General features: G+C 53.0%; 27 protein-coding genes and 1 tRNA gene. 12 read left to right on the plus strand and 16 right to left on the minus strand.

Annotated features, from left to right (window positions below; all coding sequences use genetic code 11):
* Positions 1–159 precede the first annotated feature (159 nt).
* From MIB40_RS00065 to MIB40_RS00095, 7 genes are all read right to left on the minus strand, one after another.
* Positions 160–1,374 carry an MFS transporter gene (locus tag MIB40_RS00065; protein WP_249689453.1) on the minus strand — a complete coding sequence of 405 codons (1,215 nt, stop codon included), beginning with the start codon at positions 1,372–1,374 and terminating at the stop codon, positions 160–162.
* 441 nt (positions 1,375–1,815) lie between these two features.
* On the minus strand, positions 1,816–2,475 hold the full coding sequence (locus tag MIB40_RS00070; protein WP_249689455.1) for an HAD family hydrolase: 660 nt from the start codon (positions 2,473–2,475) through the stop codon (positions 1,816–1,818).
* 96 nt (positions 2,476–2,571) lie between these two features.
* Positions 2,572–3,513 carry a glutathione S-transferase family protein gene (locus MIB40_RS00075; RefSeq protein WP_249689457.1) on the minus strand — a complete coding sequence of 314 codons (942 nt, stop codon included), beginning with the start codon at positions 3,511–3,513 and terminating at the stop codon, positions 2,572–2,574.
* A 265-nt stretch (positions 3,514–3,778) separates the two neighbouring features.
* Complete coding sequence (locus tag MIB40_RS00080; RefSeq protein WP_249689459.1) at positions 3,779–5,287, minus strand: adenylate/guanylate cyclase domain-containing protein; 1,509 nt, start codon at positions 5,285–5,287, stop codon at positions 3,779–3,781.
* A gap of 458 nt (positions 5,288–5,745) precedes the next feature.
* Positions 5,746–5,822: transfer RNA gene (locus tag MIB40_RS00085), tRNA-Arg, on the minus strand.
* A gap of 58 nt (positions 5,823–5,880) precedes the next feature.
* Positions 5,881–6,561 (minus strand): glutathione S-transferase, encoded by a 681-nt coding sequence (locus MIB40_RS00090; RefSeq protein ID WP_249689461.1) that lies wholly within the window; start codon positions 6,559–6,561, stop codon positions 5,881–5,883.
* Between the two features lie 7 nt (positions 6,562–6,568).
* Positions 6,569–7,318, minus strand: coding sequence for a phospholipase D-like domain-containing protein (locus tag MIB40_RS00095; RefSeq protein ID WP_249689463.1), 750 nt, complete (start codon positions 7,316–7,318; stop codon positions 6,569–6,571).
* A gap of 406 nt (positions 7,319–7,724) precedes the next feature.
* Between MIB40_RS00095 and MIB40_RS00100 the strand changes: the two genes are divergently transcribed.
* Together MIB40_RS00100 and MIB40_RS00105 are read left to right on the plus strand one after the other, a co-directional pair.
* Positions 7,725–8,255, plus strand: a complete 531-nt coding sequence (locus tag MIB40_RS00100; RefSeq protein WP_249689465.1) for an Hsp20/alpha crystallin family protein — start codon at positions 7,725–7,727, stop codon at positions 8,253–8,255.
* 185 nt (positions 8,256–8,440) lie between these two features.
* Positions 8,441–8,791 carry a HopJ type III effector protein gene (locus MIB40_RS00105; protein ID WP_249689467.1) on the plus strand — a complete coding sequence of 117 codons (351 nt, stop codon included), beginning with the start codon at positions 8,441–8,443 and terminating at the stop codon, positions 8,789–8,791.
* Positions 8,792–8,833: 42 nt separating this feature from the next.
* Here MIB40_RS00105 and MIB40_RS00110 read toward each other — a convergent pair whose 3' ends face one another.
* The 6 genes from MIB40_RS00110 to MIB40_RS00135 all read right to left on the minus strand — a co-directional run bounded on the left by MIB40_RS00110 (position 8,834) and on the right by MIB40_RS00135 (position 14,649).
* A complete protein-coding gene (locus MIB40_RS00110) occupies positions 8,834–9,172 on the minus strand; it encodes a hypothetical protein (protein ID WP_249689468.1) in 339 nt (112 codons plus the stop codon).
* 104 nt (positions 9,173–9,276) lie between these two features.
* Positions 9,277–10,566, minus strand: a complete 1,290-nt coding sequence (locus MIB40_RS00115; RefSeq protein WP_249689470.1) for a hypothetical protein — start codon at positions 10,564–10,566, stop codon at positions 9,277–9,279.
* Between the two features lie 25 nt (positions 10,567–10,591).
* The gene (locus tag MIB40_RS00120) at positions 10,592–11,296 is read right to left on the minus strand and encodes an ABC transporter ATP-binding protein (RefSeq protein ID WP_249689471.1); all 705 of its coding nucleotides are present in this window, start codon (positions 11,294–11,296) and stop codon (positions 10,592–10,594) included.
* A gap of 71 nt (positions 11,297–11,367) precedes the next feature.
* The gene (locus MIB40_RS00125; protein ID WP_249689473.1) at positions 11,368–12,588 is read right to left on the minus strand and encodes an ABC transporter permease; all 1,221 of its coding nucleotides are present in this window, start codon (positions 12,586–12,588) and stop codon (positions 11,368–11,370) included.
* Positions 12,588–13,814, minus strand: coding sequence for an ABC transporter permease (locus MIB40_RS00130; protein WP_249689475.1), 1,227 nt, complete (start codon positions 13,812–13,814; stop codon positions 12,588–12,590). The genes MIB40_RS00125 and MIB40_RS00130 overlap by 1 nt, the downstream gene beginning before the upstream one ends.
* 10 nt (positions 13,815–13,824) lie before the next feature.
* Positions 13,825–14,649 carry an outer membrane lipoprotein-sorting protein gene (locus MIB40_RS00135; RefSeq protein ID WP_249689477.1) on the minus strand — a complete coding sequence of 275 codons (825 nt, stop codon included), beginning with the start codon at positions 14,647–14,649 and terminating at the stop codon, positions 13,825–13,827.
* Between the two features lie 155 nt (positions 14,650–14,804).
* Here MIB40_RS00135 and MIB40_RS00140 point away from each other — a divergent pair, with 155 nt between their 5' ends.
* Positions 14,805–16,691: a methyl-accepting chemotaxis protein gene (locus tag MIB40_RS00140; RefSeq protein WP_249689478.1), complete on the plus strand. Its 1,887-nt coding sequence runs from the start codon at positions 14,805–14,807 to the stop codon at positions 16,689–16,691.
* A gap of 69 nt (positions 16,692–16,760) precedes the next feature.
* Here the strand turns inward: MIB40_RS00140 and MIB40_RS00145 are convergent, their stop codons facing one another.
* Positions 16,761–16,940 carry a hypothetical protein gene (locus MIB40_RS00145; protein WP_249689480.1) on the minus strand — a complete coding sequence of 60 codons (180 nt, stop codon included), beginning with the start codon at positions 16,938–16,940 and terminating at the stop codon, positions 16,761–16,763.
* A 188-nt stretch (positions 16,941–17,128) separates the two neighbouring features.
* Here MIB40_RS00145 and ppnP point away from each other — a divergent pair, with 188 nt between their 5' ends.
* Complete coding sequence (gene ppnP / locus MIB40_RS00150) at positions 17,129–17,410, plus strand: pyrimidine/purine nucleoside phosphorylase (protein WP_249689482.1); 282 nt, start codon at positions 17,129–17,131, stop codon at positions 17,408–17,410.
* A 160-nt stretch (positions 17,411–17,570) separates the two neighbouring features.
* On the opposite strand, the gene MIB40_RS00155 is transcribed toward ppnP, so the two are convergent.
* The gene (locus MIB40_RS00155) at positions 17,571–18,797 is read right to left on the minus strand and encodes a beta-ketoacyl-ACP synthase (RefSeq protein ID WP_319941596.1); all 1,227 of its coding nucleotides are present in this window, start codon (positions 18,795–18,797) and stop codon (positions 17,571–17,573) included.
* Positions 18,797–19,522, minus strand: coding sequence for a 3-ketoacyl-ACP reductase FabG2 (locus MIB40_RS00160; protein ID WP_249689484.1), 726 nt, complete (start codon positions 19,520–19,522; stop codon positions 18,797–18,799). The genes MIB40_RS00155 and MIB40_RS00160 overlap by 1 nt, the downstream gene beginning before the upstream one ends.
* Positions 19,523–19,704: 182 nt before the next feature.
* On the opposite strand from MIB40_RS00160, the gene MIB40_RS00165 reads away from it, so the two are divergent.
* From MIB40_RS00165 to MIB40_RS00200, 8 genes are read left to right on the plus strand one after another with little or no spacing between them, the layout of a single operon-like run.
* The gene (locus MIB40_RS00165) at positions 19,705–20,778 is read left to right on the plus strand and encodes a methyltransferase (protein WP_249689486.1); all 1,074 of its coding nucleotides are present in this window, start codon (positions 19,705–19,707) and stop codon (positions 20,776–20,778) included.
* 2 nt (positions 20,779–20,780) lie between these two features.
* Positions 20,781–21,593, plus strand: coding sequence for a lysophospholipid acyltransferase family protein (locus MIB40_RS00170; protein ID WP_249689488.1), 813 nt, complete (start codon positions 20,781–20,783; stop codon positions 21,591–21,593).
* Between the two features lie 44 nt (positions 21,594–21,637).
* A complete protein-coding gene (locus MIB40_RS00175) occupies positions 21,638–21,883 on the plus strand; it encodes an acyl carrier protein (RefSeq protein ID WP_249689491.1) in 246 nt (81 codons plus the stop codon).
* A gap of 2 nt (positions 21,884–21,885) precedes the next feature.
* Complete coding sequence (locus MIB40_RS00180) at positions 21,886–22,443, plus strand: COG4648 family protein (RefSeq protein ID WP_249689493.1); 558 nt, start codon at positions 21,886–21,888, stop codon at positions 22,441–22,443.
* On the plus strand, positions 22,440–22,790 hold the full coding sequence (locus MIB40_RS00185) for a 3-hydroxyacyl-ACP dehydratase FabZ family protein (protein ID WP_249689495.1): 351 nt from the start codon (positions 22,440–22,442) through the stop codon (positions 22,788–22,790). Before MIB40_RS00180 ends, MIB40_RS00185 begins: the two co-directional genes overlap by 4 nt.
* Positions 22,791–24,506, plus strand: a complete 1,716-nt coding sequence (locus tag MIB40_RS00190) for a glycosyltransferase family 2 protein (protein WP_249689497.1) — start codon at positions 22,791–22,793, stop codon at positions 24,504–24,506. It abuts the gene before it with no gap.
* Positions 24,503–24,958 carry an acyl-CoA thioesterase gene (locus MIB40_RS00195; protein WP_249689498.1) on the plus strand — a complete coding sequence of 152 codons (456 nt, stop codon included), beginning with the start codon at positions 24,503–24,505 and terminating at the stop codon, positions 24,956–24,958. Before MIB40_RS00190 ends, MIB40_RS00195 begins: the two co-directional genes overlap by 4 nt.
* Entirely contained in the window at positions 24,955–25,575 is a 621-nt protein-coding gene (locus MIB40_RS00200) for a LolA family protein (protein ID WP_249689500.1), read from the plus strand. The genes MIB40_RS00195 and MIB40_RS00200 overlap by 4 nt, the downstream gene beginning before the upstream one ends.
* The last annotated feature ends 3 nt before the right edge of the window (positions 25,576–25,578 follow it).

The following is a 25,578-nucleotide window of genomic DNA, read 5'->3' on the forward strand; positions in this document are numbered from 1 at the left end:
ACATTTCCGCCCCTGATGCAGGGAAACCAAAAGCAATTAAGATTGTTTTAAGATAAAAAATAATTAATGTATAGCTTAAAGTTATTATTTGAATCGATAGGAAATTCGCTTCGAGATCAACGGCCAGTAGCCGCGCCCCATAGCGGTCAGGGTTCCATATCAGGCTGTTTTGAATCGCAAACGCGCCACGGGGCGCTCATCAATAATGATATGAATCAGCGCGGTCAGTAAGGCAATACCGGCAGCGGACCACCAGACTACCGTATAGGCGCCCGTCTGGTCATACAGATAGCCTCCGACCCAGACGCCCAGAAAAGAACCCAACTGGTGATTCAGGAAAACGATACCATACAGGGTTCCCATGAATTTTAGACCAAACATCTGTGCTACCAGACCCGATGTCGGTGGTACTGTCGCCAGCCACAGGAAGCCGGTAACGATGGAAAACAGATAGACCGTCGTGGTCGTCATCGGGACCAACATAAACAGGGTTATGGTCAAGGCTCTTAATGCATAGATAATGCCTAACAGATTTTTCTTGGAATACTTTCCGGACCAGACACCAAACATCAGCGAACCAAAAATATTAAATAACCCGATCAGGGATAAGCTGGTGACCGCTACCCGAGCATCAAACCCCTGATCGGATAAAAAGGCCGGCATATGAACGGTTATAAAGGCCAACTGGAAACCGCAGACAAAAAAACCAGCGATCAATAGCCAATAATGAATGTGACCACCCGCCTCTTTCAAAGCCTCGGTTAAACATTGTGATGAGCTGTCCTCATCGGCATCAGTAACGTTCGCATCAGCTCGAAAAGGCGTTGCCATAAATAGCATACACAGGGCGCCACTCGCCAGAATCAACATGGCCGTTTGCCAGCCGTAACTGGCGATAAACTCCTGGGCTACAGGAATCACCAACAGTTGCCCTGCAGATCCGGCAGCGGTACCCAAGCCCAATGCAAAGGCTCTTTTCTCCGGCGCTACCATTCGGGCCAAAGCCGGCAAAACCACACCGAAACCGGTGCCGGCAATGCCCATACCGACCAAAATTCCCGCACCTATGTGCAGCTCCCAGAGCCCTTCAGCGTTCGCTGTAATGTACAGCCCCAGGGCATACAATAACGCGCCCCCAAGAATGGCCCTGGCACTGCCGAATCGGTCTGCCACAGCTCCTGCCAATGGCTGAAACAAACCCCAACACAGATTCTGTAAGGCAAGGGAAAATGCGAACACTTCACGACCGTACTGAAAATGCTTAGAAACAGGTTCCATAAAGAAACCCATGGAAGACCGAAGACCAAAATTAACAGCGAGTAGCAGACAAGCCAGCGCGACAACAACGCTGACTATTTTAACCGGGGTGTTCATTATTGATAATCCATATCAGAGAGAAGCCGACCAAAAATCCAATCGTGACTATGGCTTTGTTATACAGCAAACGCCCTATCGATAAAAATCACCACAACCTCACTCCCTGTCACTATTGAGCTATCCTCCCAGAAACCCATGACCGACGTTCATCACGATGCTTCCTGCACCGAACGCTGCACTGGCATCCGAAAAGCCAGTGCGACCATGGTAACCGCACGCTAGAGAAACGATTCGACGACACCCGGTGGCAGCGTCAAGGTCAGCTTTTTTCCGGCTGACATAGGTTATATATTATTTTGAGGTTAGTACTACACACAAAGGCCTGATCAGAAAAATTGCTGTGATCACCTGATCGGGTCAGGTATATCGAAGCTGCCTCTATCAGAGGTCATTTTCAATATTGTGAAATACGATAATACCAAGGGCACCTCTGATTAATTATGGAGCTAACCGGCGAACTATTTCATCAGCAAAGTCCGACAGGCTTGGCCAACCCAAACCATGCTCCGAAGAGGTTCGATCAATCAAGTAACTTCGAATGCCCAGGCGTTCCGGCGCTACCACATCATTAATGATCGAATCCCCAATGTAGAAGCTGTCACTGGCTTCCACCTGGCTTTCCTCGAGCATGCTGTGAAAAAAACCGGCCTGGGGTTTATAGGTTTGAAACTGTTCACTTGAATAGATCCCCGAGAGATAGGGAACAAAGGGTTCCAGGCAGCACTCCAGCGGATAATGATCGGAATTACTTGCAACATAAACCTTAGCCACCCGGCTTAATCGCTTGATGACCTCAAGGGCATCGCCAAAGGGTTTTCGATTGATCATTTCATGGCGAAGATAATCAATCGAATCGACCCTGGCAGATTCTCCATATAAAGCCATCAATTGATTGAAGTTCTCAAGAAAAGCCTCGGCTTCTGTACGAAAAGGCAAGTAGCACGCATCACCATTCATCGCCTTCCATTGCTTATAAAACACCACTGGGTCGATATCCGGCGCCAGCTCGGACAGCATCTTTTTAGTAGCCCGCAAGGAACTCTGCTCGGTATCAATCAGGGTTCCGAAGCAATCGAAAAACAGGTGTTTATGGGTCATTTACGGCTCCCCGAATTCAACCTTACTGCCAGCTGAAAAAAGAGTAAGCCAGACGTGGTTGACCGGGCTGTGGAAATTAACGAAGGCAACAGCATATTAAACCTCAACCCGATAACCTACTCGTGGAAAATGCACGCAAACAGTGCCAACCTCCTCCGTAGTACGCTCTATGGATATGCTATCTGTATCCAGGTTACGGACAATACCCTCGACGCTTTGCTCACCACTTTCCAGATCAGGGCCAACCGATACCTTAGTGCCGACCGCTAAGCCTTGCGGGTCATTCTTGACACTCTGACTGACGATTGAGGGCTCCGAGTTTAATGCTATATCCAAAGCTTCTTCCGCAGCAAGAGCCGCGGATGTTCCATGACCGATCGCACTGACATTATGTTCCCAACGCTCCAGGTGTGGAAATTCAGAAAACAATGAAGGGCCGCCGTCCCATCTTCCCCGTATAAACCAGACCACGTGATAAAACTGTGCATCAATTGCAGCAGGCGCAGGGCCGAGTAAAAATACACGGCCATCGCTGAGTGTCTGGTTGAGCCAGGACAGTGGTGCGCGTAATTGTGCGACAAGATGCGGTAATTGATCGTTGGCCTGTTTCAGGCGTGCGGCCCAATTCTCGCCTAAATAGAGAAGACCACGATCCTTGGCAAAATCTTCAGGCAAGCTATCTCCAGCCGAACCCAGCACTATTTTTACGGCAAGACTAAAGAGTTCACCATCGGTCCATCGACTAAGGCACCACATCAACCCCGCGTCTTCAGATGGCATAAAGGTAGGTGACGGATAACGCCGTTCCAACTCGCGGATAATACATTGACTATCGCAGTAGATATCCGCACCAATTTGCATAACCGGTGTACGACGGTAGCCTCCAGTGAGGGGTGTGAGCAAGGGCTTGGGGGGCAGTCGCGGTATTTCCACATCGTACCAGGCAAGCCCTTTGATCCCCAGCGCTACTCGTATTTTTTCAGCCACAGGCGATTGCGGATAGTTGTGCAGAATAATATCTGATGCATTGACTGGCATTGTCGGCCTCGTTTTTTAGTCTCTAGCGTTTATTGATAAGAGCATAATATGCACTAGCCGATAAACTCCTCTGGCACATCTGGCCCGAAATACAGTTGCGGGCGACCACGGTCTTGCCTTCATTGATAACACTTACCCCAAGAACTCTTTCATTTCCGTCGCTAACTAAGTTTCTGACAACAAGTGGTGCTTCTCGTCGGCAATCCGTAACCAGGTTGAAGCATATTGAATTAGCTTATCGAGATGAAATAGCTCCACTTTTTTATCACACAGTGTCGATTGGAACACTATAAACCCTGATATTGTTGACTTTCCCTCTCACCTGCAACTTCCCCATGGGTATTAGCTGAAGTTGCTCTTTGAGGGAGTTACTGATCAACAACTTGGTTGCTTTAGAAATAAGGATAGAGGTGTCGTACTCCTTATTCAGATTTTCCAGCCTGGCGGCGATGTTAACGGCATCACCATGCACGGTGTAATTCAACCGATCTTTTCCACCAATGGTACCGGCGAAGACTTTACCGGTGTTGATGCCGATTCGGGTAGGCATTTTATAGGTCGATTTAAAGAGCTGTGTCGATAATAATTTCTGAATTTCAATAGCCGTTCGCAAGGCATCATCAGCGTGGTTTTTATCTCGGGCAGGTACGTTGTAGGTGATTAGCATGGCATCACCTTGAAACTGATTAATGATGCCGCCGTGTTTATTGATAATCGCCGTTAATAACGAAAAATATTCATTCAAAAGACTGGCGATATCATCGGGTTGTAACTTTTCGCATAGAGAGGTAAAGCCTACAATATCGGTGTAAAGAATGGTGGCTTGTCGATACTGAGGTTTGTATTCTCCTTTACTTTTAATAATCGTCGCGGCAACGGTTTCGGGAACATAACGACCAAAGGTTTCAACGATAAACTTTCGTTCATTAATTTTATCCATCATTTTATTAAAAGAACTCGCCACAACACCGATCTCATCGTCGGTTAAAACAACGGCAGCAACGGTTTCATTGCCACTTGAGGTTTTCTCCATAGCATCTCGTATATTTTGCAGCGGTAGGGTAATTGATCGACAGATGAATACAACACTCACTATCGCAGCAACCAGCATTGACAAAATATCCAACAGAATGGCCTGTTTGGTGGTTAAGCCCTGTAACTTCCTGATCTCTTCAAAGTACCAGACATCGGTCAGAATCAAGCTTGAAGGAATGAGAATAATCGCGAACATACCCATTAACAAACGTATTACCAGTCGATGTTTAACACTGGGTATTTCCAGCTTGTATTCACGATGAAACCAGTTACGCGTATGAATAGAACTGGCAATACCAATAAAATAGGCATAGAGGGAAAACTGAAAGGCGTATAACAAGGAAAACCAGACAACAGAGAAATAGATTACAGGCATTAAACGTTCTTCCGCCGTTGCATCATCAAGCAGAAAATTTCCCATCGATAGGCTGGTAAGCACATAGGCCAGTGTGAGACAAAACACCCATACGGCATTTTTGACTGGTAGCATTTGAATATTTCTGGATAGCGTTTCTTGTGCGAGAGCATCACCCATTTCACGCTTGCCAATATCCCTGAACAACCAAAGCCCACCGGACACATTGATTATTCCCAGAAAGGCAATACTCATCAGAATGGTTTGAACGATCGAAGAGGTATTACCGGATATCAGCACGTAGAAAGTGCTGAAAGTGATATCAACAGCCAATAGCGTAAAAGACAAAAAAATGAAGTGCAATTGTGGCCGTAAGTTTTTCATAGGGACAGTTTTTATGCCTGTTGTGGTGTAACTACGGCTCGGGTGTATGACTATAAATAGCCCATCATGCACAATCCATCAATCGCAAACCCTCAATATCAATAGCCAGGGCAATTGGCTAAGCCGTTGATTGTTATAGCGCCGATTAACGGATAAGCGCAAACGGCCTTTGGCCATTAGCCCCTTCAGGCTTTACCCAATGTCAGGATACCGCATTGTGTCGAATCTTATTATTTTCTGGATCTCTAACACTTACAAACAAAAAAGCCCGCACTGGGCGGGCACTTTCAAAGGTAGCGCACCCTGGAGGATGAATCCTAACGGCTTATGGCCGTTAGTCCCCTGCGGGCTTCGCTGCGCTCGTTTCAAAATGCTGTCGCATTTGGTCGAACCATCGTGGTTCGAACCTTTAATACCTATATATAAAAATGCCCACTCGTGGCGGGCATTGTTGTATATGGCGCACCCTAGAGGATTCGAACCTCTGACCTCTGCCTCCGGAGGGCAGCGCTCTATCCAGCTGAGCTAAGGGTGCGTAACAGGCGGGCTATGATACTGATCCGCTTCGTTGCCGTCCAGTCCCTTGCAGGCCGTCAGGGAATAGGGTTCGCAGCCACATTAGAACCAAACATGACAATAGCGTCTTCTGGCCGCCAGGGCGCGTACTTGCCCATCACCGCGCCAAATTCCGAGGATTCCAGCCCCCTGTCGAGCCATGCTACCAGCGCTGGATAGGGAGACTGATAAAACCATTCACGGTCTACATGGGCGAACTGACGAATAAAGGGCAAGATGGCCCAGTCTGCCAGCCCCCAGGCATCGCCCGACAAGGCCGGCTGTTGGCGCAGCAAAGTATCCAGGTGTTCTAGTGTACGCTCTCCCTCACGCCGGTAATCCTGTTCACTGCGTTCAGGGTAACGGTCGGCGTATTTATAGCGATCGAGCCAATATTTAAAGTCGTTGTCGTTATGTTCGACCAGTGCCTGTACCCGGTCCTGTTGTGTCCGTTCCGGCAACCAAAGCCCTGGATCGCTCTGGGCCAGCGCCCACTGCATAATCTCCAGACTCTGTTCGATCACATGACCCTCGGGCAGTTGCAACACGGGGACCGTGGCCTTGGGCGAGATGGCCAGCAACTCTACTGGCTTATTGCGCAACACCACTTCGCGCAGCTCGACGCTGGTGCCACTGACCCAGAGCGCCAACCGGGCCCGCATGGCATAGGGACAACGGCGAAAGGAATAGAGAATCGGTAGCGGGTTGGTTTCGTTCATTCTGCAATTAGTTCGCCGGCGTCTTATGGGTTTTGATCAGGGTACGAATCTGCTCGGGATCGGCATGCTTGGGTCCGTATTGGCGCCACAGGAGTTCAAACTGGCTCATATAGGGTACAACCAATGCCGGGTCATCGGTGACCAGGATATTCTCCTGATTTTTATCCGAGGCACTGCGCGTCCAGTTGAAGCTGCCGTTGACCAGAATCTTGCGATCGATCAGGGCAAACTTATTATGCATATGACTGGGCTCATCATCCATGCGCAGGGCCACCCCCCTGTCACGCAAGCGATCGATATCGCTGCCCCGATCAAAACTCTTGTCGTCATCGGTAATAATGCGCAGGGCAATTTTACGCCGTTGCGCCGCCAGAATCGCTTCGCTGATGCGATCATCGGAGATGGTGAATACGCAGATATCGAGACTGTGCTGAGCCCCCTGAATCAACTCGATCAGTTTCCGTCGACAGTCCTCGCCGGGACTGAAATAGACTTCGGCGGCTCCGCCCCGGTGGCTGTGGCTGTTGTCCAGAATGCGCATAATCGAACGCAACCAGCGCAACACGCTGCGGCCAGCCTTATCACCCGAAGGCAACGCCTGCTGGGCAAGATCGAAGGCCCGATTGCGGACAAAGTGACTCTGTTCGATATCAAGCTGCCCGAGTATAAGTCGCAACTCCTGCTTCTCCTTCGAGTCGATCCGAAAGTCAGCCAGACTGTCTTGTAACCACTGTTCGATCTCTTGGGTTTCCTTCACGATAGCTCCTTCTTCAACCTCAGCTAACCTTAACACGCTTACTAGGGCACCTCTGAATAATGTGAATGTTCTCTGTGTTGAAGCTCTTATCCAGGTCTGGACATGAATGGCGAGCTTCGCCTTGATAAAAGCGGTTTTCAGGCTCCGCAGAGAGCGATTCGAATTGTTCAGAGGTGCCCTAACAATCCGGGGGATGCAAACCTCAGAGGGCTGGCGTTAATGCCTCAACGTCATATCAAACGCACATCGATAACCCACCGGGTTTTAACCTTTTCATTCACATATCAACCTTTGACATCGATCAGAATTTGATCTTTTTTATCGCGTCGATGGCTTGATTTTTTGGCGACTAAAATCATATTAATTAATGCAGTCTCTATAAATTTTTCACGAAAAGGAGGCCGTCATGAAATGGCAACAAGCATTACCCTGGAACTGGTTCAGTAACGAACAGCCCAACTCCGTGCCGGTTCAGCGCCAGGTACCCCAGCATCCATTAACTCAACTGCATCACGAAATGGATCGCCTGTTTGGCAACGCTTTTGCTGGCTTTGGTTTAAGCCCCTTTGAAGAGCGTGCCTTTCCCGAGCTGAAAGATGTGATGTTAAAACCCAACCTCGATATCAATGAAACGCCCGAAGTCTACAACATTACGGTAGAAGTTGCGGGTGTGGACAAGGATGATTTAAAAATCGAACTCGATGGCAATCTGCTCACCATCAAGGGAGAAAAGAAGCAGGAAAAAAACGAAGAGAAAGACAACTATCATTGCATCGAGCGCAGTTATGGATCTTTCCAGCGGGTGTTAACCCTACCTTCCGATGCGGATCCAAAACGGTTGAATGCGAACGTCGATAAAGGCGTACTCACACTGAGCATCGCCAAACTGGCGGAAGAGGATGAGCAGCGCCGTAACATCGAAATACAATCCTCCTAGGTCGCATTTTATTCTATTGGAGGGGTTGGGCAGACGGTTGATTTTCCAGCTTATGGAAGTCGATGCCACAACCCCTCTTTTCCTGGCATTGCTTCTCCCGTAGCCTTTGCGCTCCTTTGCCGTTATGGTGACTCGCCAACATCGTCCATCGGGATGAACCATCACTCATTGCCACAGGAGCAAGCATGCAGGATTTACTGGAGAAGCTACGAACGGCCCCCCAAACGGTCAGTTTCAAAGAGGTTCAGGATCAGATCGAACGCGATTATGAGTATCAACCCACAGCATTTAGCAACGGGCTGGGTAGCGACGCCCTGTCCAATGCCGCTGGCACCAACGAAGGCTCCTGCCGCATCTTTGCATTCGCCCGACTTAATCAACTGACTGAGGCACAAACCCTGGCCTGTTTCGGTGATTACTACCGCGTCGATGTACTTGAAAATCCGCAGGGCGAAGACCATGGCAATATCCGTCGTTTTATGCGCGATGGTTGGCCAGGCATTGCGTTTGAAGGCACTGCGCTGACAAAAAAATAGCCCGCTGAAACAGCGAGCTATTTAACCCAGTCTTCGAGCGGGTTACTGAGTCTTGATAGGGCTCAGTCCCTTGGCCCGATTGTCGATGGCATCGTCGAGATCAAAGTCACCCTGTTTCCAGCTCCCGGCCTGCTCGGCCGTAAATTTCTCTTCGGCCCACCTGGCGGCGTCTCTGGCCTCAAAGCCCTGGTCGCGCCAGGCCGCGGCCTCGGTCGCATTGAATTTGTACTCACCCCACATCTGGGCGGCTTCGGCACTGAATCCTGCAGACTTCCAGCTTGAGATATCGTCTTCGTTCATGCCTTCCCAGGTGGCTTTTGAGGCACAGCCCGCCAGTACCAGCAGACAGAGCAACACGCCAACTTTCTGTAACATCTTCATTATCGCTTCCTTAAATAATAGGGCTCATCGTATGAGCGCAGTATAGCAAGACTCGGGCTTCTCGGTAGTGTGATGATTGATAGCCTCGGCCACAGCCCATCCAATTAAAAATACCAACCTAACTGCAGGGTTAAACGACTGTCACGACTCAGGTAACGGGATGCATTCGTGCCAACACCCGGCACCTGAATACCACCAAATTCGCTACCATCGGGTCCCAGCGGAATCTCCAGTGCCGACAACAAGCGCATCGATTGCGTCACATCGTATTCCACCACTAACTGCGCCAGGGCCGACGGTGACTGCAAGCCCGCAAACAGATTGGGCGTCACGCGCAACAGGGGGGTGACTTCAACCGTCAGTGAGGTCGCCAGGTAATGACGACCCAGGGTATAGAGTTCACCCCGAGCCAGACGCTCGGTCAGTCGATCATTGTTTTGGATCGATGCCAGGGAGGGTTCGCTGTCCAGTTCACCAAAGCCGTTGTAATAATACTCCAGGATGGCGCTCATGTTTTTCTCCCAACCCACCCAGGACCAACTGAGACTGTTGACGAAGCTGACAACGGTTGAACTCTCACTGCGGCTCAGGGTGAGATCTCCTCGCCAGATACCCTCGCCAATATTGTGCAGCAAACCGACTCCCAGTATGTCGTCATCGAAATGCTGTGCCAGCAGCAGATCGACTTCGCCTTCTCCGTCAGAAAAGAAACCGTGATATTTCAACGCCTGGGAAGCTTGCTCGTTTTCAATCTGCTGGGTCAACGGATCACGACGTACCACCCAAACCAGTTGCAGATCGCTGCCGGTAGCACTCAACCATTGGCCGTAGAACATGTCGTCGCCATTTTTGTATTCCTTGTCGATGGCCGCCGGGTCGAAGGGGTTAAAAATATCCATGGGGGTATAAAACAGCCCGTTGCCCCAGCTGATGGCCTGACGCCCGATGCGGGCCACCCATTGCGGGCTGTGCCAGGCGACGCTCAGACGATCGAGGCGATGCAGACGCACTTCCCGATCATCTTCGTGGAAGGTTCGGGTCAGACGCATCAAACGCCGGTCATCATTGGGGGCACTGTCCGGTAACAGCGACAGGGTTGGAAAACGGTTGCGCAGCTCCAGGCTATCTCCGTGCCTTGCCTGTAGCTGGTAATGCACATCGACGGACCATTGACCCTGGCGCTGATGGAACTTCAGCCGAAAATCCGCGCCATGGTCTTCACTGTTATGGCCAAACGCCGGACGAAACAGGCTGCTGTCGGAATACTGCTCGGTGCTATACCGGTACTTGATATGGCCGCCCCAGTCGGCCGCTATCGCGGCAACCGGGCAAGCTCCCAATATCGATAACACAATGCCCTGCGAGACGATTTTTTTCAGGTAAGCTGGCAACATAAGTCAGGCAGTGTCTGTTTGAGAGTTAATGCGTTTTGTCTTCAACAATTTTACCATCCCGCATAATAATCTGCCGTTTCGCATAGGCCATTACACGTTGATCATGGGTGGCAATAATAAACGTCGTGCCATGGTTTTTGTTCAGGCTAACGAACAGGTCCATCAACTGTTCGGCGGTGTGTGAATCCAGATTCGCCGTCGGTTCATCGGCCAACACCAAACGAGGCCTGGAGGCTATCGCCCTGGCCACAGCAACCCGTTGCTGCTGGCCTCCCGAGAGCTGGTCAGGGCGTCGTTCCGCCATGCCCGCCAAACCCACTTCTTGTAACACTTGCATGGCAACTTTGCGGCGCTGGGCTTCCGACTGCCCTTGTAATTGCAAAATAAATTCAACATTCTCCCGCGCCGATAACACCGGAATCAGGTTGTACGATTGAAATACAAAGCCAATATGATTAAGCCTCATATCGGCGAGTTGCCGGGAACTCATAGAGCTAAGATGCCGATCCGAGATTTCAATATCCCCCTCATCCACACGGTCGAGTCCACCAATCGCATTCAACAGGGTGGTCTTGCCCGAACCCGAAGGCCCACTGAGACAAAGTAGCTCGCCAGGCTTAACATCGAGGTCGACCCGATCCAGCCCCATAACACTGTGCTCACCCTGGGCAAAACGTTTGCATAATCCGCGACAGCTGACGGCGGTCGATCTATTCAGAGTTTCCTTCATGCCTCACCTTCTGAGCCCTTTCATCTTCCGGGTTAATGGATCATCTAAAGCTCTACGCACGCTCACCCCCTTTAATGACTCGCCAGCGCTTTCAGGGGCTGCAAGCGCGACGCCCGCCAGGCGGGTAATAAGCTGGCCACGATACCCAGTATCAGCACCACCACATTTGCCAGCACCAGATCCCCGATTCTTAACTGTGGGTAGAGCATGCTACCCGCTCCCATCATCTCCATGCCCCGGGAGACGATCGATATATCGATACCGTCGGCCATCCACTCTATACAGGCAATGGCCAGCAGGTTACCCAGCAATAATCCCAGGGTCAGTAACAGCAAGGATTCCAGCAATACCTGCAAAAGGATAAGTCGGGGCCGCAACCCAAGCGCCATCATCAAACCCAGTTCGCGGGTTCGTTCAAACAGTGCCATCACCAGGGTATTTACCAGACCGAAGGAGAGCGCCAAAAACACCACCAGCATCCAGATCAGCACAAAGCCATCCATCACCTTGAGCATGGTCGCCAGGTAGGTATCAAGCTCGGACCAGGAACGGGCCAACTGCTCCTCGGGTAATAAAGCCTGAAGCTGATCACGAACCACATCGGCCCGGGCGGCCTCCTGCAGCTGCAGGGCAATCTCCGATACCTGACCCTCAACCCCCAGCAGTTGCTGGGCTGTTTCGCGCCCCATAAACAGATAACGCTGCTCTACCCCCTGCAGGGTCGCACGGTAGATGCCCACTACGCGCAAACCACGATCCGCGATCTCATTACCGGGGCTTTGGCTCATCACCACGACCCGCTTGCCCAGGCGGGTCTGCAGCTGTCGCGCCAGCTCCTGCCCCATGACTACGCCGTTTTCACCGGCGCTCTCTAACCAGCGGCCTTCAATAACGGCGTCGGCGGCAAAGCTCAGCTGAGCCTCCATCTGCGGCTCAACCGCGACCAGATTGATACCCCGTGATTCCCGTTCGCTGCTCACCACGGCGGGCACTCGGATGCGCGTGGACCAGGCGCGAATATCATTCTGTTGCAAACGCTGCAGCAGCGCCCCCCGGGGCGCCTGAATACGATTGTCGATACTGGGATCGTCCTGGTACTGCCAATGCTGAATCTGGACATGATCGACCAGGGTTTCGATACCGGTATCCAGCATCTGGGCGACCATGCCCCTGAGTAGGGCGGTCATAAAGATCATGGCCCATACCCCCAGTACGATCGCTACCAGCATGATCATTGTGCGACGGTAGTTACGCCATAGATTGCGCCAGGCCAGGGTCATTACCAACCGCATCAGACGGCCCTCATGGCGCTGATCGGCTGTAACCGGAGCAAGCGCGCCGCCGGGTACAGTGCGGCCATCAGGCTGGCGACAAAGACCACCGCCGGCCCCAGCAGTACACCTTCAAACGACAGGTTAGGGTAAAGCCGCGCCGGCAAGTTGAAACGTGAGGCCATCTCGTCCATGCCGGGGTAACTGAACCCGCTATAGCCCAGCCAGAGTATCAACAGCACCCCCAAAACCACTCCCAGAACCAAACCCACTGAGGCCATCAGAGCCGATTCCAGCATCACCAGCCGGCTCAATCGGGTCGGGCGCAAGCCCAGGGCCAAGACCAGGCCAAACTCACGGGTTCGCTCCAGCACCGACATCAATTGCGTGTTAAGCACCCCAAAAGCCACCAGCAATACCAGCACGCCATACATAAACCAGGCCGACGCCATATCGGCTTGAATCGCCTGTTTCAGCCCGGGTTGCAGTTGATCCCAATCCAGCACCGCAGCCCCCTTCGGCAAACCGCCGGGGACGCTTTGAATCCGGTCCAGCCAATAGTCCACCTGCTCCAGTTCAGGCACCTGAACCACCACTCGGTGCCCACTGCCCGCCATAGCAAAGGCGCTATCAAAACTGTTCAGGGGCAATTGCGCCAGATTGCGATCGATGTCGGCAATACCCGATTCGAATACGCCGACGATATTGACCACCATGGCGGCAAAGGAGCCATCCCGGCCACTACCGATAAAGGTCAGCTCATCCCCGACCGACGCTTTAAGATTACGTGCCAGTACCGCACCAATGACTACCGCGTCCTGGTCGGAAGCCTGCAGATAACGCCCGGATACCATCAGTCCGGGTAAACTCGATAACCGGGGTTCCTGTTCGGGCTCCACACCCACCACCTGCACCCCATAGGAGCGTTGCTCACTGGAGACCAGAGCAAAGGCTTCGGCTCGCGCAGCGCTTTCCAGTTCGGGAAATGTCTCGCGCAACTGCTGAGACAATTGCTGGATATTGGCCAGCGTATTACGCATCGTGGCCCGGTCCAGATAGCCCTCGGACTGCACCTGAATATGACCCGTTCCCGCCCCCAATGTGTTGTCGATCATCAGGCGATACATGGCGAACTGAAGCGTCATCAGGAACACCAATAGCAAGTTGGAGAAGATCATGGCACCACAGGTCAGCCAGGTGCGTCGCGGATGGCGCCACAGATTGCGCCAGGCAAGCCGCAGGATCATGCTCGCACGCTCATGGTATGACCGTCTCACGCGGATTGCGCAAGTTGGAGCGGGTAAACAGATATTCCTCCAGAACCACATCGTAGCGAATCCGTTGCACCTGAATCTCGGTCCACTCTTCAGGGGATTCGGTTTTGGACATACGCTGACGTGCCGCCACCGCACGCCCGTCCATGGTATCGATCTCAAGGGTTAACAGGGTTTTGACCAGCAGGTTGTCCTGATCCCAAAACTGGTGCTCCAGCATGACATAGTCGTCACGAATCCTGAGTACTTCCCGCCCCCAGACCACAGCCGCTTCCTCCAGCGGTATCGATTCGATTTGATACACCCGATGGTCATCAATGGTTTCCTCGGACAGCAAACGATGCTGGTACTGGTCAACGATATCGCTGGAACGTGAGATATCCTTATTGGAAAGATCCGATCCCATCCAACTTTGATTCATCATCGCCGAAGGCACCTTGATAATGCGATTCACCTTGGGAGAAAAGGTCCACATCTCATTACCCCGTAGTAAGGTGCCATTGCCAGCATCCCGGGCGGGGTCGGTTACTCGTACTAATGAGAGTTTGTCACCTCGAGTCCAGGCACGCATGGATAGCGAACGCGTCCAATCGCTACGCTCGATGGTCATGGTCATTTCGGAGAAGGAGCTGCTACCACGCCAGTGGTCGAGTGCGGCGCGGACAATGGCCCGAGCATCGGCGTCATCCGACGCTTCGGCGAACACCTGAGGCGATGCCAGCAGTACGGTCATCACGATCGTTGAAGCAAAAAAATTCTGCAGGCTCAAGCTCGGCAGATTCGAGCCGATATAACGTATCAACGGCATATTGAACATCATCACCTCCCTGGATGAGCAGCTTGCTGCAGCATAAGAGATTTAGCCCCATTCTCCAAGTCAACGGAGTCCGGACTAAGCCTCGGCCAGGACGGCTATGTGCTATACCTTAATAGAATTGCCTCTCGGTATTGGAGCTCCCCTTCATGAAATCTTTGAGCCTGAAATACAAGTTTGCCCTCGGCGCCGGGACCATCAGCGCCATCTTATTGTTAAGCCTCTATATGTTAATGAGGACCATCTCGGGTAATGCCATCACGACACTGATCGATGGCGATTTGGGTTATCGCAGCCAGTCGGTGACCAGCGAGCTGGAGAACTGGTTCCAGCGCAAGGTGGATACTGTCGCCGCCGTTAAAGAGCAGGTCGAAATGGTCGGCCAGGATGCGACCCAGTTCCGAGCCCTGCTGCGCGGCTCGACCTCCGGCCAGGATTTCTTCGATGTGTACCTGGGTTTCGAAGATGGCGATTTCTATTTCAGCGATGAGGCCTTTGAAGCCGACCAGAAAGCCAACAACAGTTATCCGGTACGGGAACGAGGTTGGTATATCGACTCAAAGCGCAAGCAAACCCTGGATGTCTCCGAACCCTATAGCGATGCTGAGACCGGCGATCTGTTGTTAACGGTTACCCTGCCGCTGATTCTGGATGGCAAGTTTGCCGGCGTAGCCGCCGGTGATATGACACTGGTCAAACTGAACGAGATCGTCAATGCGCTGGAGGTCCCCGGTGGCGGTCAAGCTTATCTGGTCGATCGCTCCGGACAAATTATTGCCGCCGAAAACAAGGAGCTGTTCCTGAAACCCATCGAAACCATCGATGATGAACTCACCAGCCCGGATCTGGAGCGCATCACCCTCAACGATGAAGCCTTGCTGGTGATCAGAGCTGCCGTGGGTGAGACCGGCTGGACATTGATCATGATGGTACCTGAGGAGGTAATTTTCTCCGAACTGACCAATATGCAGACCCTGGGGTTGATCTTCCTGATTCTCGCCATCCTTATTATGGTGGCGCTGGTACTGGTCTATGTGCAGGTTCAGATGCGCCCCATCACGACCATTGTTGAAGCGATCAAGGAGATCGCCCAGGGCGAAGGAGACCTGACCCGCAAACTGGAATCCAGCAGCAAAGATGAGCTGGGCGAGCTGACCGAGTCCTATAACTATTTTATCGACAGTCTGCGCGAACTGGTCACCAATATCCTGAAACCGATGGAGCATCTGCACAGTTCCGCCGACACCTCCGCTCAACTGGCCGATACCTCCGCCAATGGCGCTCAGGAACAAGTGAGGGCTATCGACAGTCTGGTCACGGCAATGAACCAAATGACCGCCACCGCACAAGACGTCGCGAAGAACATTGCCGAAACCGCGCAATTCTCCGAACAGGCCAGCGAATCGGCCCATAATGGCGAAGCGGAGGTCGAACGCACCAAAGCCGCCATGGATACCTTGAACGTGCAGATGACCGATGCCACCGGCATAATCCACCAGCTGCGCGATCAAAGTGAAAACATCAACGAAGTGGTCTCCGTTATCAGCAGCATCTCCGGGCAAACCAATTTGCTGGCCTTGAACGCCTCGATCGAGGCGGCTCGGGCGGGTGAAGCCGGACGGGGATTTGCGGTCGTCGCCGATGAAGTCCGCAGCCTGGCCTCACGAACTCAGGAAGCGACCACCGAAATCAGCACCATCATTGAGAAATTGCAGACCGATTCGCAACGCGCCGTTGGCATTATGGATGAGGCCAAGCAGATGGCCGAGGGTGCCACCGGGCAAGCCGACCTGGCCAAGAATGAGCTGGCCGAAGTGGTGCGCAATATGAATGAAATCGCCTCCATGTCGGCACAGATTGCCAGTGCCGCGGAGCAGCAGTCTTCCGTTTCAGAAGAGATTAATCGTCATATTATGGGTATCAGTGATATTGCCCACGAAACCAGCAGTGGCGCGGAACAGGCCCAGAATGAAGCAGGCTCCATTCGCTCACTGGCCAGTGAGGTGGCCCGGGCACTGGCTCGCTTTAAAATCTGACGGCTAAGACCAACCAACGACGGGAAGGCCTAAGCCGCCTGCCCGTCGTTACTGACCCATCCTGATCATTCAAACGTGGAAGGATTCAAACTCGAGATCTATCGGGTAACGGTTGCGATGGCTGGCTCCATTTTCAATCACTTGAACACTGCCGCCATTGGCCAGAAAGCGTTCCACATCCCGGCGCAACTCTTCTGACTGACGTACTTTTTCCTGGGTAAGCTGTCGCTGAATAGTCTTCTGCTTCATCCCTGCATCCTCCGTTGGACTTGTCGGTACCGACGTTAACCGCCGTATCCCGAACAGTGTCGCCCAGCAAGATGACAATTTTTTTACCAACAGATGTACCTTTTTTGTCTTGCCATTATTTTAACGCCACCCCTAAATTCGCTACTATGCAGCCCTTTACCCAACCACTTGCAGCTGCGAGGCACGCCATGTTTCAGACCAATCAATATTTCGACGGTAACGTCACCTCCATCGCTTTCGAGGGCGAAAAGCTACCATCAACCGTCGGTGTCATGGCCCCGGGAGAGTACGAGTTTGGTACCAGCCAGAAAGAAACCATGACCGTTATCAGCGGCGCCTTGACCGTTCAGCTGCCCAGCCGCAACGATTGGCAGACTTTCTCCAGTGGGGAAGCCTTTATCGTTGAGGCCAACCAAAGCTTTCAACTGAAGGTCGCCAAGGATACCGCCTATCTGTGCACTTACGAGTAATCTCGACAAACGACCGATTTCGGTAAGGCCAAAACCTGTCGATGTCAGTCCAAAACTCAAAAAGGCGTCCTTACGACGCCTTTTTGAATTCCGGTGAACCCGATCAATTCTGATTGATTCGGATACACTCAGACTACTCCGTGAATAATTCAGAGGTGCCCTAGGGCCACCGCTTGAAAATCAGCGAGGTATTGATACCGCCAAAGGCAAAGTTATTGTTCATAAAGTACTGACAATCGATGTCACGACCTTCACCCATAAGGTAATCCAGTTCACCACAGGCCGAGTCGATGGTTTGTAAATTAATCGTGGGCGCAAACCAGCCTCGATTCATCATCTCGATTCCCATCCAGGATTCCAGCGCACCGCAGGCCCCCAGAGTATGACCCAGGTAACTTTTCAATGAACTGATCGGGGTCTGACTCCCAAACAGGGTCGCGGTGGCCTGGGATTCCGCCACATCCCCCCGATCCGTTGCGGTGCCATGGGCACTGATGTAGTCGATGACGTCCGCCTGCAAACCGGCACTTTCCAGAGCCAATTCCATCGCTACCTGCATGGTGGCGGCTGTCGGCTGGGTAACATGTTGGGCGTCATTATTGGTGCCATAACCAACCAGCTCGGCATAAATGGTCGCACCACGGGCCTGGGCATGTTCCAGCTCCTCCAGGATAAGGGTACCCGCCCCTTCACCAATCACCAGACCATCACGACCCTGATCGAAGGGACGCGGAGTCAGCTCGGGCTGATCGTTGCGTACACTGGTGGCATACAGGGTATCGAATACCGCCACCTCGGTTGGGCATAACTCCTCGGCACCACCGGCGATCATTACCGTCTGGTAGCCGTGACGAATCGCTTCCCAGGCATAACCAATGCCCTGACTGCCCGACGTGCAAGCGCTACTGGTCGGAATCACCCGTCCGGTCGCGCCAAAAAACAATGCCAGATTAACGGCCGCTGTATGGGACATCATCTGGATATAGGAGTTGGCTGTGACGCCGCGGGTACTGTGCTCATTGAGCATGGTACCAAAGGCCTTGAAGGGTTCCGTACTACCGGTGCAGGAACCGTAAGCAACCCCCGTACGGCCATTCGTCAGCACCGGATGTTGCAACAGCCCAGCATCGTCGAGCGCGGCTTCCGAAGCAACCACAGCAAGGCGGGCGACACGGCCCATGCTGCGCAGCTTCTTGCGAGTGTAATGAGCCGGCACCGTAAAATCTTCGATGGGAGCTCCCAGACGCGTGGTAAGGCCCTGGTAACAGGCCCATTCGGGCATCACCTGAACCCGATTTTGCAGCCCCCGCAGGCCTGCTTCGACCTCATTCCAGTGACTGCCCAGCGCAGTCACTCCCGACATTCCCGTAACCACGACGCGTTTCATCAGGCCATACCACCATTTATAGCCATCACCTGACGGGTGATGTAACCAGCTCGATCAGACATCAGGTAACTGGCGAGACCTGCTACCTCGTCCGGGGTGCCCATTCGACGTGCAGGTACAAATTTAAGCGCTTCATCGACCTCCACCTCTGACACCATATCGGTTTCTATCAGCCCCGGGGCGATGCAATTCACGGTGATTTTACGCTTGGCCAATTCCAGTGCGAGGGATTTGGTGGCACCAATAATACCGGCCTTGGCAGCACTGTAGTTAACCTGACCCCGGTTGCCAATCATGCCGGAGACCGACGACAGGGTAATGATTCGGCCGCCACTGCGGGCACGCACCATGGGCATTACACAGGGGTGCAGGACATTATAGAAGCCATCGAGGTTGGTCCGAATCACCCCATCCCATTGCTGATCGGTCATCGCCGGAAACGCCGTATCGGCGCAGATGCCCGCGTTGCAGACAATACCGTACCAGGCGCCCTGGGCTTCAATTTGCTGTTCGAGCAGGGTTCGGCAACGCTCACGATCACTAACATCGAACTGCAACAGTTCACCAGTGCCACCGGCTTGTGTGATCATCTCCAGGGTGTTTTCTGCCCCCGACCGATCAGCATGATAGTGCACACTGACATGAAAACCATCCGCCGCCAGCTGCTGCGCGATCGCCTGACCAATGCCCTTACTGGCGCCTGTTACCAGGACTCTGCGTCCCATACGTTACCTACCTTCGGCGGCAAACCTTCAGTTTAGCCACCGATATCCAGTCAAAAAGGGGAGGATTCTACCAACGGCATTGATCTGGTGCCATATCAGGGGTCAAAAGTCAGGTTGAAACCTTCGCAAGCCCTCCTCAGGGAGCTATAATCCGCGCCCTCTCACAGCCTCCATCCGATGCCATGACCCACTATTACCAGTCCGATGACAAAAGTGCCCTGCAAGCAATCAGCGATGCGCAGCGCATTGCTTTTGCTCCCATTATTTTCCAGGCCACCGTCGCATTGAGGGATTTGGGCATTCTGGCAACCCTGGATCAAGCACGGAAACTGGGTGCCACCGCGGCAGAAGTAGCCAAACACTGTGATATCTCCGCCTACGGTGCCAAAGTGTTACTCGACGCCAGTCTCAGTATAGGCCTGAGTTGGGATCGTGAAGGCCATTATGTATTGAGCAAAACCGGTCACTTCGTACTCCACGATCGCATGACCAACGTCAACCTCGATTTCAGCAAGGACTTTTGCTATCAGGGCATCGCCGCATTAACCGATTCGGTCCGCAGCGGCAAACCCGAAGGCCTCAAGGTATTTGGTGACTGGCCCACCCTCTATCCCGGACTCTCCTCGCTGCCCGAGGAAGCCGGTCGCAGCTGGTTCAATTTTGACCATTATTATTCCGATAATGCCTACCCCCAGGCACTGCCATTGGTGTTTGATCGTCCGGTACGCCATCTGCTCGATATCGGTGGCAACACCGGCAAGTGGGCCCGGGCCTGTGTCCAGGCCAACTCCGAGGTTCAGGTCACCGTGGTCGATCTGCCACAGCAGCTGGCATTGATGAGGGAACAGAACGCCGAGCACCCGGAGGCCCAGCGTATCGATGGGTATCCTATCGACTGGCTTGATGAGCACCAGCTACCACCCTCCGGGGCCGATGCAATCTGGATGAGCCAGTTCCTGGATTGTTTCCCACCCGAACAAATTCTGTCGATACTGCAACGGGTCAAAGCGGTCATGAGCACCGATTGCCGTCTGTTTATTATGGAAACCCTGTGGGATCGACAACCGCAGGAAGCCGGGGCCCTGAGCCTGAACTGTACCTCGCTCTATTTTACCGCCATGGCCAACGGCAACAGCCGTATGTACGCTGCGGCCGATCTGATTGGATTCATAGAGCAAGCCGGTCTGCGTGTCACCCGCCAGCACGATAACCTCGGCCGGGGTCACAGCTTGCTGGTGTGCGAGCGGGACGCCTAGTCATGGTTTCCTCCCTCAACTGGCTTTGGCGCCTGATGGGCACCGCGATCGGCTTTAGTCTGTTCGGTATCGGCGCCTTGATACTGGCCCTGGTATGCTTTCCGGCGATTAATCTGTTCAGCCCGGATGATCAGCAACGTAAACGGCGCGTGAAACGTTTGATCAACATCACCTTCCGCACCTTCACCGCTATCGTTACCGGGCTTCGAGTGTTCCGGGTGGAATTTATCGGGATCGAAAAGCTGACCCAGGATCGGGGCACCCTGATCATTGCCAACCACCCGTCACTGGTCGATTTTGTCCTGTTAGGCTCTCAGGTTGCCGACTGCGATTGCATCGTCAAACAGGCCTTATGGAGCAACCCTTTTCTGAAAGGCGTGGTGCGTGCCGCCGATTATCTGCCCAACTCCACCGGCCCCGATATGATCGAGTTGTGCCGCCAGCGCCTGCATGCGGGAGAGCGCTTGATCGTATTTCCCGAAGGCACTCGAACCGATCCGGGCCAACCCGTGCGCCTGAATCGGGGCGCGGCGAATATCGCCGTTCGGACCTGTTGCCCGGTACGATTGGTACATATCCATTGTGTGCCGCCGGTGTTTACCCGCAATACCCCCTGGTACCGTATACCACCCCGCACGCCTCATTTCCGCATTGAGGTCGGTGACAAAATTAATCCAGATCAGCTAATTGAGCAAAGCGCCTCGCTGGCGATTGCCGCCCGCACCCTCAGCCGTACGCTGGAAGAGCAGCTTAATCAGCCATTATTTACCACGCCCGAATCCCTTGGGCAAACCGACGCCTTAGCCTTACAATGAGCCGGCTAAGGCCACTGAGCATACAGACATCTAGAGGAAACCCCATGTCAAACCGCGCCGCCATATTCAGCGAAGTGCAAAAAGCGATGGTAGAGCTGTTCGAACTGGATCAAGACCAGGTTACCGAAACAGCACAGCTCTACCAGGATCTTGACCTGGACAGCATCGACGCTGTCGACCTGGTCGTACGCCTGCAAAATTTTACCGGCAAAAAAATTCAACCCGAAGAGTTTAAGAATGTGCGCACGGTCGGCGATGTGGTTGACGCCGTCGAGGCGCTACTCGACTGATTGTGGAGCGCCTGCTTTCCCTTTTGCTGGGGGTACTGGTCGTACTCTACCCCATTGCTGTTTATCTGGGACTGAGCTACTGGGAACCGTCCCATCTGGGTTGGTTATTGCTGGTTCTATTCTCCGCACGCCTACTGCTGGGCCGCCGCCTGGCCATCACCACCTCGACCCGCGCGATTGCCTTCGTCGGTATCGCTGTAGCGGCACTGTCCCTGCTAGCCAATAGCGATCTGCCGTTTCGCTTTTACCCTGTGGCGGTAAACACTCTGATGCTGATTTTGTTTGGCCTCAGCCTGCGCCATGGCCCCTCCTTCGTTGAACGCATTGCCCGCCTGCAAGATCCCGACCTGCCGGAATCGGGCGTCCGCTATACTCGCAGGGTGACACAAATCTGGTGTCTGTTTTTTATGGTCAACGGCAGCATTGCCCTGTATACCGCTCTCTATGCCAGTCTCGAACACTGGACGCTGTATAACGGGTTAATTGCTTATGGATTAATGGCCACTCTGGCCGCTGGCGAATGGATTTATCGCCGCCTTTTTATAGCGCATTCATCATGAAATACCCCGAACAATCAATCATTGCCATGGACAACAACACGGCCACTCTGGTGCTGAAAATGTCTCGCGAGCTGATCTGGTTCGCCGGTCATTTCCCCGATCAACCCGTTCTGCCCGGGGTGGTGCAATTGCAATGGGCAGAACATTACGCGAAAGAAATACTGTCTGTGACGGGAGCCTTTTCCGGCATGCAGCGGGTCAAATTTCAACAGCTGGTACTCCCCGGACAGCACCTTGAGTTGAAGCTCGAGTACAAGCGCGATAAGCAGCAACTCTGGTTCCAGTACCTTAACGCCAAGGGTGATGTGTCCAGCGGGCGGATTACCCTAACCGAGTCTGACCATTAAATGCGCGAACTGAACCCCTGCATACTGATCCCGGTGTATAACCATCCGCACACCATAGCGACGACGGTCCAGTCGGTGAGTGCATACGGGCTTACGGTTATTCTGGTTGATGATGGTAGCAACAGCCAAACCGCCACCGAACTGCGGCGCATAGAACAGGGATCTGAGCAGGTCAAACTGACCCGCCTTGCCAGCAACCAGGGTAAGGGCGGCGCCGTTATGGCCGGCATGCGCCTGGCATGGAAACTGGGTTTCAGTCACGCTCTGCAGGTTGACGCCGACGGTCAGCACAATAGTGAGGATGTATCGGTTTTGATCGAGCAAATGCATGCCCACCCGTTGTCGGTGATCAGTGGCCGTCCGATGTACGATGCGTCGGTGCCCAAGGCACGCTATTACAGCCGTTACATTACTCATTTCTGGGTATGGATCGAAACCCTGTCCTTTTCGATCCGCGATGCCATGTGTGGATTTCGCGCCTACCCATTGGCCCCTTGCATCGAACTGATGGACCGTTGCGCACTGGGACGTCGAATGGATTTCGATATTGAAATCCTGGTACGGCTTTATTGGCAAGGGGTCGACGTCATCCAGTTTCCAACGCGAGTGACCTATCCCAAGGATGGCATTTCCCACTTCAGTGGCTGGCACGATAACTGGCTTATTTCGAAAATGCACAGTCGCTTGTTTTTTGGCATGTTGAAGCGCATTCCTGCGTTGTTGACCCGCCATCGATCCGGCAGTAGCCCTTCATTGAATCAGCAAGCGAAGAGCAAGCACTGGTCCGACTTGGGCGAACGCGGTAGCCGGTTGGGGATCCGCTTTATGCTGCAGGTTTATCGCTATTGTGGTCGCCGGGTTTTCAATATCTTGCTGTTTCCGGTCATGCTGTATTTCTTTCTATTCGCAGGTAATGCCCGCCGAGCCTCCCGAGATTACCTGGATCGATTGGCACGATTTTCCCGACCGAAAGGGGTAACCGTACCACAAGCAAATGCCACAACCAGTTTTCGCCATCTTTACAGTTTTGGCCAGGCGATGCTCGACAAAATGTCGGTGTGGCTTGGCGACATCGGTATGGATTCGCTCAGCATTCATAACGAAGCCTGCCTGACCCAACCCCTCGAACGCGGTGAAGGGGTACTGATATTAGGCTCTCACCTTGGCAATCTGGAAATCTGTCGCGCCCTTAGCGAACGGGTTCCCGGTCTTACCGCCAACGCCATCGTGTTTACCGAGCACGCGCTGGTTTTCAATCAGGTGGTAGAGGAACTCAACCCTGACGCATCCCTCAACCTGATACAGGTCAGCCAGTTTGACCCGGCACTGGCGGTGACCCTGAAAGAGAAAATCGATCAGGGTGAGCTGGTGGTGATTGTCGGCGACCGCACCTCAGCCAATGCCCAGGAGCGCATCGTAGAAAGCACTTTTCTGGGCGATAAGGCCTCGTTCCCCCAGGGGCCCTTTATACTCGCCTCGCTGATGCGTTGCCCTGTGATTTTACTGTTTTGCCTGCGCAACGATACCGGTTTCGACATGTTCTTCGAACCCTTTCGCGACCAGTTAGTACTGCCAAGAAAAGAGCGCACGCAAGCCTTGCAACAAGCCGTCGATGACTATGCCGGTCGACTGGAGCATTATTGTCTGCGAGCCCCTTTGCAATGGTTCAATTTTTTCGACTTCTGGGCACGCCCTGACCAAGAGACCACACCATGAGCGCAAAACGCCTTAAACCCGTTATCGATGCTGTCACCGGTCAGGAATTGCCGGGCATCAGCCTGAAACTTGAAATTCCCTTCTTCGATACCGACCCGATGGGCATAACCTGGCACGGTCATTATGTGAAGTATTTTGAGTTGGCCCGATGCGAATTACTCAAAAAAATTGATTTCACTTATCTGAAAATGGCCGAGAGCGGCTACAGCTGGCCAGTGGTCGACCTGCGTTTAAAGTATGTGCGCTCCTGTCAATTTGGCGATCAGATTCATGTCAGCGCACAGCTGTCGGAATATGAAAACCGCATCAAGATTGATTACCTGATCCATAACGCCGACCACAGCCAGGTACTCACCCGAGGTCACAGCGTTCAAGTTGCCGTCGATGGCCAGGGGAATCTATGTCTGCAATCCCCAGAGGTATTACTGCAGCGCATCAGGGATTCGTTATGAAAGCCTGGCTGCTGCTGGTCAGTCTGATCGCCTGGCTGCTGGCCGGTTCAGGTCTGGTCACGGCCGAGTCCAGCAGCCAGACGTTAATCGATAATCGGTTCGCCTCACTGCAAAACTATCGCACCCTGCGCGGCGAGTTTATGCAGCTTCGCACATTGCCCAACCTGAGCAACCCCTTACGATCTTCCGGGCAATTTATCCTGTCCCGTGACCAGGGTTTTCTCTGGCAACAGCAAGCACCCTTTCGTACTCGTCTGGTGTTTTCTGAACAACGCTTGATCCAGCAGGTGGCCGATAAAGCACCGCAAATACTGACCCCGGTGCAGAACCCCGCGCCCTTTTATTTTGTGGCGATCTTTCAGTCATTATTGGGCGGTGACTGGGCAAGGTTGCGGCAGGATTTTCGTATTGAGCATACCGACCAGGGGTTATTGTTACAGCCAATCCAGGAACCGATGCGTCGAGCCATTGAAGCCATTCGCATCGAAGGACAGGATCAACTGTCGCGACTCACCATGATCGAAAGCAGCGGTGGGCGTATCGACATCCACTTCAAAAATCTCAGTACCGACCAGCTTCCATTATCCGATGCTGAACTGAAGCAGTATCAACCCTGATAC

Source organism: Aestuariirhabdus haliotis (assembly GCF_023509475.1).
GTDB lineage: Bacteria > Pseudomonadota > Gammaproteobacteria > Pseudomonadales > Aestuariirhabdaceae > Aestuariirhabdus > Aestuariirhabdus haliotis.

Coding starts and splice junctions, on each gene's coding strand:
- MIB40_RS00065 (WP_249689453.1), bottom strand. CDS start 1,374: ATGAACACCCCGGTTAAAATAGTCAGCGTTGTTGTCGCGCTGGCTTGT.
- MIB40_RS00070 (WP_249689455.1), bottom strand. CDS start 2,475: ATGACCCATAAACACCTGTTTTTCGATTGCTTCGGAACCCTGATTGAT.
- MIB40_RS00075 (WP_249689457.1), bottom strand. CDS start 3,513: ATGCCAGTCAATGCATCAGATATTATTCTGCACAACTATCCGCAATCG.
- MIB40_RS00080 (WP_249689459.1), bottom strand. CDS start 5,287: ATGAAAAACTTACGGCCACAATTGCACTTCATTTTTTTGTCTTTTACG.
- MIB40_RS00090 (WP_249689461.1), bottom strand. CDS start 6,561: ATGAACGAAACCAACCCGCTACCGATTCTCTATTCCTTTCGCCGTTGT.
- MIB40_RS00100 (WP_249689465.1), top strand. CDS start 7,725: ATGAAATGGCAACAAGCATTACCCTGGAACTGGTTCAGTAACGAACAG.
- MIB40_RS00105 (WP_249689467.1), top strand. CDS start 8,441: ATGCAGGATTTACTGGAGAAGCTACGAACGGCCCCCCAAACGGTCAGT.
- MIB40_RS00110 (WP_249689468.1), bottom strand. CDS start 9,172: ATGAAGATGTTACAGAAAGTTGGCGTGTTGCTCTGTCTGCTGGTACTG.
- MIB40_RS00115 (WP_249689470.1), bottom strand. CDS start 10,566: ATGTTGCCAGCTTACCTGAAAAAAATCGTCTCGCAGGGCATTGTGTTA.
- MIB40_RS00120 (WP_249689471.1), bottom strand. CDS start 11,296: ATGAAGGAAACTCTGAATAGATCGACCGCCGTCAGCTGTCGCGGATTA.
- MIB40_RS00125 (WP_249689473.1), bottom strand. CDS start 12,588: ATGCGGTTGGTAATGACCCTGGCCTGGCGCAATCTATGGCGTAACTAC.
- MIB40_RS00130 (WP_249689475.1), bottom strand. CDS start 13,814: ATGATCCTGCGGCTTGCCTGGCGCAATCTGTGGCGCCATCCGCGACGC.
- MIB40_RS00135 (WP_249689477.1), bottom strand. CDS start 14,649: ATGCCGTTGATACGTTATATCGGCTCGAATCTGCCGAGCTTGAGCCTG.
- MIB40_RS00140 (WP_249689478.1), top strand. CDS start 14,805: ATGAAATCTTTGAGCCTGAAATACAAGTTTGCCCTCGGCGCCGGGACC.
- MIB40_RS00145 (WP_249689480.1), bottom strand. CDS start 16,940: ATGAAGCAGAAGACTATTCAGCGACAGCTTACCCAGGAAAAAGTACGT.
- ppnP (WP_249689482.1), top strand. CDS start 17,129: ATGTTTCAGACCAATCAATATTTCGACGGTAACGTCACCTCCATCGCT.
- MIB40_RS00155 (WP_319941596.1), bottom strand. CDS start 18,797: ATGAAACGCGTCGTGGTTACGGGAATGTCGGGAGTGACTGCGCTGGGC.
- MIB40_RS00160 (WP_249689484.1), bottom strand. CDS start 19,522: ATGGGACGCAGAGTCCTGGTAACAGGCGCCAGTAAGGGCATTGGTCAG.
- MIB40_RS00165 (WP_249689486.1), top strand. CDS start 19,705: ATGACCCACTATTACCAGTCCGATGACAAAAGTGCCCTGCAAGCAATC.
- MIB40_RS00170 (WP_249689488.1), top strand. CDS start 20,781: ATGGTTTCCTCCCTCAACTGGCTTTGGCGCCTGATGGGCACCGCGATC.
- MIB40_RS00175 (WP_249689491.1), top strand. CDS start 21,638: ATGTCAAACCGCGCCGCCATATTCAGCGAAGTGCAAAAAGCGATGGTA.
- MIB40_RS00185 (WP_249689495.1), top strand. CDS start 22,440: ATGAAATACCCCGAACAATCAATCATTGCCATGGACAACAACACGGCC.
- MIB40_RS00190 (WP_249689497.1), top strand. CDS start 22,791: ATGCGCGAACTGAACCCCTGCATACTGATCCCGGTGTATAACCATCCG.
- MIB40_RS00195 (WP_249689498.1), top strand. CDS start 24,503: ATGAGCGCAAAACGCCTTAAACCCGTTATCGATGCTGTCACCGGTCAG.
- MIB40_RS00200 (WP_249689500.1), top strand. CDS start 24,955: ATGAAAGCCTGGCTGCTGCTGGTCAGTCTGATCGCCTGGCTGCTGGCC.